This is a genomic window from Flexithrix dorotheae DSM 6795 (assembly GCF_000379765.1).
Lineage (GTDB): Bacteria > Bacteroidota > Bacteroidia > Cytophagales > Flammeovirgaceae > Flexithrix > Flexithrix dorotheae.
The window spans coordinates 1-1,156 of sequence record NZ_KB903433.1; the positions used below are offsets into that span (position 1 = coordinate 1).

A 1,156-nucleotide genomic window follows, 5' to 3' on the forward strand; every position below is an offset into this window, starting at 1 on the left:
AAAATATTTGTTCCATTTTCCAGACTTTCCAATGGGACAGATACAGATGGAAATGGATTAGGGCTGGCCAATTGTAAAAGGATAGTAGAACTTCACGGAGGTAAAATCTGGTTGGAAAGTAAAGGTAACCAGGGAAGTACTTTTTTATTCACCCTAAAAAAATCGGTTGAAAATCAAAATTAATCCATTTTTTGAGACACAAGAGATATAATAAATAATCCCCAAAATAAAATTCACTTTCTTGGTAAAGCACAAATTTGGTATCAACTCAAACGCAATTTTGATGTAAAATTAGGTCACACTATCCTAAATAGGACTTTGTAAAATTGTATTTTCCCATAACTTATGTGACCTAATCAATTATTGAAAATGAAATGATTTTAACTGGTAATACTGTTGCAAAAGAAAAAAGAAGTAAATCGAGATTTTTATTACCCAATAATTACCAATCCAGTCTTCTGCACATTAGCCATTATTCCAGTTAAAGGTCTAAAATCTTTGAAAGTAAAATTTAAGTGACATCCCAAAGGCATTTACCCTTTGAATTGAAGGGTCATTGGCAAATTGATGATTCCAAAAAGTTTTATAATTTATTCCCTTTGTTATTTTGAATTCCAAACCTAATTGTAGACGAAATCTGTTCAACTTACCATCATATTTGATATGGGTAGTTTTCAGTTTTCCATTGAATTCAAAGGGTTTCTTTTCAAAATAAGCCTCAGCCCTGGTCACTACCAAGATCCAGGCAGTCATTTGCAGTGAACGTTAAGGGAGCACAACGTGGAATGACTCCACTCATTAGTTCCTCCCCGTTTACCATTATTTTCACATGACCTTCAAGTGTTCTTTGTGCTGTCCATTGGAATGAGCTGTTCACCTCAATATTAGTCGTACCAGCGGGTATTTTTTTGTGAGATTAGAGTTCAAGTTTTGAACATAGGATTATTTGCCAAAATAGGAACTATTTCCCAGGTAGTTTTTTAGGATTAAATGCAAACCCGGAACTGAGATTATATCAGGCATTTCCGGGTTTGTTGAATTGTCTTTACTTTACCTCAACAACCACTTTTTTGATTTTACCATTAAAAGTGGTTTCTACAGGCCCATAGCCAATACCTTCAGCTACCGGAGTCTGGTTGTCCAGACCTACATCTGC

The 1,156-nt window shown here is 34.8% G+C and carries 2 protein-coding genes; one reads left to right on the forward strand and one right to left on the reverse strand.

What is annotated here, in order from left to right; translation table 11 throughout:
* On the forward strand, positions 1–183 hold a 183-nt coding region (locus A3EM_RS0108520), incomplete at its 5' end, for an ATP-binding protein (protein ID WP_020527773.1).
* A gap of 306 nt (positions 184–489) precedes the next feature.
* On the opposite strand, the gene A3EM_RS0108525 is transcribed toward A3EM_RS0108520, so the two are convergent.
* On the reverse strand, positions 490–753 hold the full coding sequence (locus tag A3EM_RS0108525) for a hypothetical protein (RefSeq protein WP_020527774.1): 264 nt from the start codon (positions 751–753) through the stop codon (positions 490–492).
* Between the last annotated feature and the right edge of the window lie 403 nt (positions 754–1,156).

Excerpts from the sequence above, each read along its gene's own strand:
- A3EM_RS0108525 (WP_020527774.1), bottom strand. The coding sequence starts at position 753 with ATGACTGCCTGGATCTTGGTAGTGACCAGGGCTGAGGCTTATTTTGAA.